This is a genomic window from Vibrio sp. Vb0304 (assembly GCF_033338995.1).
GTDB classification, from domain to species: domain Bacteria; phylum Pseudomonadota; class Gammaproteobacteria; order Enterobacterales; family Vibrionaceae; genus Vibrio; species Vibrio alginolyticus.
Window position 1 is genome coordinate 1 of record NZ_JAWOTT010000146.1, and the last position, 1358, is coordinate 1358.

1 pseudogene is annotated in these 1358 nt (G+C 48.3%); it reads left to right on the top strand.

Going from position 1 to position 1358, the window contains the following annotated elements:
* Nucleotides 1-1358 (top strand): annotated as a pseudogene (locus tag R7P35_RS24545) (DNA-directed RNA polymerase subunit beta'); the annotation flags it as partial.

Below are 1358 nucleotides of genomic sequence, written 5' to 3' on the forward strand. Positions count from 1 at the left end.
TGTGATTCTGACTTCGGTTGTTGTGCACAATGTTACGGTCGTGACCTAGCACGTGGTCACCTAGTGAACCAAGGTGAGGCAGTAGGTGTTATCGCTGCTCAGTCTATCGGTGAACCGGGTACACAGCTTACGATGCGTACGTTCCACATCGGTGGTGCGGCATCGACAGCAGCAGCAGAGAACAGCATCCAAGCGAAGAACAACGGTTCTGTTAAGCTTCACAACGCTAAGTTCGTAACAAACAAAGATGGCAAGCTAGTTATCACTTCTCGTGCATCTGAACTAACCATCATCGATGAGTTCGGCCGTACGAAAGAGAAACACAAACTGCCATACGGCTCGCTATTAAGCAAAGGCGACAACGACGCAGTTGAAGCTGGTGAAACAGTAGCGAACTGGGAAGCGCACACACTGCCAATCATCACTGAAGTAGCTGGTCGTATCCAGTTCGTAGATATGATTGATGGCGTAACAGTTTCTCGTCAAACAGATGACCTAACTGGTCTATCTTCAAGCGAAGTAACGGACGCAGCAGCTCGTCCAGCAGCAGGTAAAGATATGCGTCCAGCTATCAAACTTGTTGACGAGCAAGGTAACGACGTAATGATCCCTGGTACTGAAATGCCAGCTCACTACTTCCTACCTGGTAAAGCGATCGTGAACATTGAAGACGGCGCAGAAGTAGGTGTGGGTGATACGCTAGCACGTATTCCTCAGAAGTCTGGCGGTAACAAAGATATCACCGGTGGTCTTCCACGCGTTGCTGACTTGTTCGAAGCTCGTAAGCCTAAAGAGCCTGCGATTCTTGCTGAACACACAGGTACAGTTAGCTTCGGTAAAGAGACCAAAGGTAAGCGTCGTCTAGTTATCACGCGTGATAGCGGTGAAGTTTACGAAGAGATGATTCCTAAGCATCGTCAGCTTAACGTGTTCGAAGGTGAGCGCGTTGAACGTGGTGATGTAATCGCTGATGGTCCAGAGTCTCCACATGACATCCTACGTCTACGTGGCGTACACGCAGTAACTCAGTACATCGCTAACGAAGTACAAGAAGTTTACCGTCTACAAGGCGTTAAGATTAACGATAAGCACATCGAGACTATCGTTCGTCAAATGCTACGTAAGTGTACAATTACTCACGCTGGTGACTCTGAGTTCCTACCTGGCGAGCAAGTTGAATACTCACAAGTTAAGATTGCTAACCGTAACCTAGAAGCTGAAGGCAAAGAGCCTGCACGTTTTGAACGTGAACTTCTAGGTATCACTAAAGCGTCTCTAGCAACTGAGTCGTTCATCTCTGCGGCATCGTTCCAGGAGACAACTCGCGTACTAACAGAAGCTGCGGTTTCTGGTAAGCG